The sequence below is a fragment of the Corallococcus llansteffanensis genome (genome assembly GCF_003612055.1).
Lineage (GTDB): Bacteria > Myxococcota > Myxococcia > Myxococcales > Myxococcaceae > Corallococcus > Corallococcus llansteffanensis.
On the sequence record NZ_RAWB01000740.1, the window covers coordinates 1 to 4,216 of the forward strand.

The 4,216-nt window shown below is 70.3% G+C and carries 3 protein-coding genes and 2 pseudogenes; 1 reads left to right on the forward strand and 4 read right to left on the reverse strand.

Annotation, left to right across the window (positions count from 1 at the left end; translation table 11 throughout):
- The 3 genes and pseudogenes from D7V93_RS39285 to D7V93_RS39295 all read right to left on the reverse strand — a co-directional run.
- Positions 1-726: pseudogene (locus D7V93_RS39285) on the reverse strand (hypothetical protein); the annotation flags it as partial.
- 89 nt (positions 727-815) lie between these two features.
- On the reverse strand, positions 816-1,679 hold the full coding sequence (locus tag D7V93_RS39290; protein ID WP_120648174.1) for a hypothetical protein: 864 nt from the start codon (positions 1,677-1,679) through the stop codon (positions 816-818).
- Positions 1,676-2,566, reverse strand: coding sequence for a hypothetical protein (locus tag D7V93_RS39295; protein ID WP_120648175.1), 891 nt, complete (start codon positions 2,564-2,566; stop codon positions 1,676-1,678). Before D7V93_RS39295 ends, D7V93_RS39290 begins: the two co-directional genes overlap by 4 nt.
- A 146-nt stretch (positions 2,567-2,712) precedes the next feature.
- Here D7V93_RS39295 and D7V93_RS39300 point away from each other — a divergent pair, with 146 nt between their 5' ends.
- Positions 2,713-3,981, forward strand: coding sequence for an MFS transporter (locus tag D7V93_RS39300; protein WP_120648176.1), 1,269 nt, complete (start codon positions 2,713-2,715; stop codon positions 3,979-3,981).
- An 18-nt stretch (positions 3,982-3,999) separates the two neighbouring features.
- On the opposite strand, the pseudogene D7V93_RS39305 reads toward D7V93_RS39300, so the two are convergent.
- Positions 4,000-4,216: pseudogene (locus D7V93_RS39305) on the reverse strand (outer membrane protein assembly factor BamB family protein); the annotation flags it as partial.

The following is a 4,216-nucleotide window of genomic DNA, read 5'->3' on the forward strand; positions in this document are numbered from 1 at the left end:
CCCCTGTCCCAGCCGCACGTCGGCGTACGCATCCCGCAGGTGCACGGGCAGCGACGCCAGCACCTGCGCGCGAAGCCGCAGCACCCGTCCCGCCCACCCCGCGCCCAGCGACAGCCCCTGCTGTCCCCCGGGGTGATACCCGTCCAGCGCCGCGTGCAGCCCCACCTGCACGAACGCCCCGTCCTCGGCCGCGACGGCCACCGGCACCGGAGGCGGCGGCGCGGGGGCCACCACGACAGGCGGAGGCGGGGACGCGACGACCTCACCCAGGGGTTCCCCCGCATCCACCGCGCGCAGCGCCGAGCGCACCGCGAGCGCCAGCGCCTCCGCCCCGACGGACCACGTCAGGGTCTCCGGCGTGCCCTCCACGCGCGCGCTCCGCACGAAGAGGTGCCCCGTCTGGGGCGCGGCCACGAACACGCGCAGCTCCGCCCCGTCGCGCACGAACCAGAGCACCGCGCGGGCCTCACGCCGCAGGGCCACCCGCTCCGCCTCGCGCCACGCGCCGTCAGGGCTCGCCTCCGGGGACGGACCCGCTTCCTCTTCCAGCACCACCGGCAGGTCGCTGCTCTGCCCGCGCACGCGCTCCAGGAGCGCACGGTCCTCGGCGGACTCCACGCGCGCGACGGCCCGCCACGACCCCGGGGGCGATGAGGGGCCGCCCAGGGCCCACATCAAGGTCAGCCCCACCACGCGCTGCACCACCGCGGCTTGCAGCAAGAACATGCGGCAAAACCTACCTTCCAGGGAATTCTTCTGGAAGCTCCCTGCCGTGTGGATCGACCGGCACCCCGGGCCGGGTGTTTGTCGAAGCCCTACCAGGTGACCTTGCTGGCCTGCCGGCTCAGGGCCAGGGCCTGGAGGATGAGGGGCTCCAGCATGTCGAGGCTGGAGAGGGCGGACTCCTGTTGGTCCTGGGGCGTCAGCTCTCCGTCCTGCAACACGTCGCCCAGCTGTTGCACGAGCATGTACAGGACCAGCCAGACATCCGGGCGCGCGTTCTTGTCGTGCAGGCGCGTGATGAGCATCTGGATGGCGTCGTAGATCTGCGACTCCTCCTCATCGAGCTCGCGCAGAGAGTCGTGCGCCTCGACGAAGGTCGTGAAGGCGTCCATCCCCCGGTTGTCAGGGTCGAGGTCATCCGCGGCATCCAGCAACGTGCCCATCTGCTGGGGGTCGTGCACGGCGTCGCGGAAGGCATCGAGCCAGGTGATCACCGGATGGGCCGGGATGGTGCGGAAGCTGCCACCGAAGTCGGCGGACTTGCCCGTCAGCCCGGTGACCCGGAAGTTCGTGGGCGCCCGGTAGAGCGCCATCAGGTTCCCCCGCAGGCGGAGGGCCGGCGCCTCCAGGAGCTCCGGCGGCGCGACGCCGGACAGACAGGTCATGACGTGGATGCGCGCCACCGTCGCGGGCAGGCCGTTCTCGTACAGCCGGATGGCCAGATTGGCGGGAGCCCGGTCGCCCACGGTCCATTCATCCCCGTGGCCGACGAGGTACAGCGTACCGCCCGCGAGCTGGGCGAGCGTGTGGCGCAGGGCCGCGGACTCCAGTGGGACGGGCTGCACGTTCGCCTGGTGACGGGTGAAGAGCTTCCGCGCCACCCGCGCCGCGCCCTCCATGACGCGCGGATCTCCCGCGGAGAGGACCACGATGGCATACGGAGGAGGGCTGCTCACTTGACCTTGATCCGTTCCCTGGGCTCTTGGATGGTCCACCCGAACTGGCCCTGGACCGTGACGCGGGAGAGGGAGGCCCGGATCATCTGCGAGCTGCCGAGCTTCGCCGTGACGAAGCTGTGATGGCCCTTCTTCTTGGCCTCACCCGTGTACCCGATGTACCCGTGGACCCGGAGATGGGTGTACCCGCGCTCATAGAGCGCGATGCACAGCCGCCTCACATAGAACGTCAGGCTCCTCGGCTTCCCGGGCCGCTTCATGGGGTCTTCTTCCTCGGCATCGGGCACCACCTCGCCGTCCGGCTGCTGCTCGTCCGGCACCGGGACGCTGGTGGCCTCCAGCTTCATCTCCGGTACCTGCGAAGTGCCGCTCTCGGGGATGTGGATCGTGAACTGCGAGGCGGCTTCCTGGGGGCCGGGCTCTTCATCCACCGTCGTCGTGGAGGTGCCCTGGGGCTCATCCTCCAGCAGGTGCGCGGTGTTGGCGGAGCCCAGGTAGCCATACTTCCTCCAGCCCCAGCCCGAGTTGCAGGTCATCACCTTCAGGTCGGTGATGGTCTTGGGCATCCCCGCCTCCGCGAGCTTCCTGGCGAGTCGCTCCGGGGAGATGGAGATCGGCCCCCGGGTGCCAATCACGTCGGGATTCCCGTGCGCGGTCACGTAGAGGGTGGAGTGGGTCGAGTCGAACGGAACCTGCTTGAGGTCGAGACCCTCCCGCTCATCCCCGAGCCTCAGCACCTTCTTGTAGACCCTCCGGGTCTGGTTCTTGAGCTTGGTGGGATGCGCGCGAATCCGCTCGAGCAGCCCCTTGGCGAGCGACACGACCTCTTGCTGCCCCTCATCCGTCGGGTCGGGAGTGAAGGGAACCAGCACGGCGTGGGTGTACATGGAGTGCGCTCCACCTGGGGAAGAAGCAGGACGCGACAAAATCTACCCTCCTCGGAGCCCTCCTGGAAGGCGGGGATTCCGGGGAGGCAGGTGGGCCTTCACCGGACGCTTGCTCCGCGCCCGCCGAACCCCCCTAATTGCGCGCCATGACACGCCTGCGGGAGTTGCGCTCGGTCCTGAACCTCACCGTCCTCGTGGCGGGGTTGGGGTACTTCGTCGACCTCTTCGACATCACGCTGTTCGGCGTGGTGCGCGTCGCCTCGCTGAAGGACCTGGGCCTCACCGACCCGGCGGACATCCTCGAGAAGGGGCTCTTCATCTACAACGCGCAGATGGCGGGGATGATGGTGGGCGGCGTCTTCTGGGGAATGCTCGGGGACCGCAAGGGCCGCCTGTCGGTGATGTTCGGCTCCATCCTCCTGTACTCGACGGCGAACCTGGCCAACGCGTTCGCCTGGGACGTGACGAGCTACGCGGTGTGCCGCTTCCTCGGAGGCCTGGGGCTCGCGGGCGAGCTGGGCGCGGCCATCACCCTGGTCGCCGAGTCGCTGCCGAAGGAGAAGCGCGGCCTGGGCACCACCGTGGTCGCGACGCTGGGCATGTTGGGCATCGTCGTGGCGGCGCTCGTCGCGCAGCACCTGCACTGGAAGACGGCCTACGTGACGGGCGGCGTGCTGGGGCTCGCGCTGCTCTTCACCCGCTTCAAGGTGTCCGAGTCCGCCCTCTTCACCCACAAGGCCGGCCCCGCGAAGGCGAACCCGCTGCTGCTCCTCCAGGACGGCCGCTTCATCCGCTACCTCTGCTGCATCCTGGTGGGCGTGCCCATCTACTTCACCACCGGCATCCTCTTCGTCTTCGCGCCGGAGCTGACGGCGGGGCTGAACGTCCAGGGCACGGTGACGGCGGGCAACGCCATCCTCTTCGGCAGCATGGGCCTGACGCTGGGCGACATGCTGTCCGGCCTCGTGAGCCAGTGGCTCCAGAGCCGCAAGCGCGCGGTGGCGCTGGGGCTGTGCGCCTGGTTCTCGCTGGTGCTGGTGTACGGGCTCGTGCCCGGCCTCACCTCCACGGTCATCTACGGCCTGAGCTTCCTCATCGGCCTGTGCGTGGGCTACTGGGCCGTGCTGGTGACGATGGCCGCCGAGCAGTTCGGCACCAACATCCGCGCCACCGTCGCCACGACGGTGCCCAACTTCGTGCGCGGCAGCGCGGTGCTCGCGGCCAGCGGCTTCGGCTACCTGAAGGGCCACCTCACCGTGGCGCAGGCGGCGCTCACCGTGGGCGCGGTCTGCTTCGGCCTCGCGCTCGTCGCCCTCACGCGCCTGTCGGAGACGTTCCACCGCGACCTGGACTACGTGGAGTCCGCGGAAGGAGCCGCCGCGGGCGCGGCCTCCCGGCCGGAGTCCGTGGGCTGACGGCGCGAGGAGGGCGTGTCAGTCCGGCGGCGGCACGCGCAGCCGCCACGCGAGCACGCGTCCATCCAGGCCCAGCACGAACACCAGCGGCCCGCGCACCACCGGCCGGGTGCGCAGTGACGTGTCCGCGCGCACCGTGAACGCGGGCGTCCAGCCCGGGGCCCTGAGCGCCAAGAGCCGCCCCTCGCGCCCGGACGTGGGCACGAGCAGCAGGTCCTCCAGCCCCACCTGCACC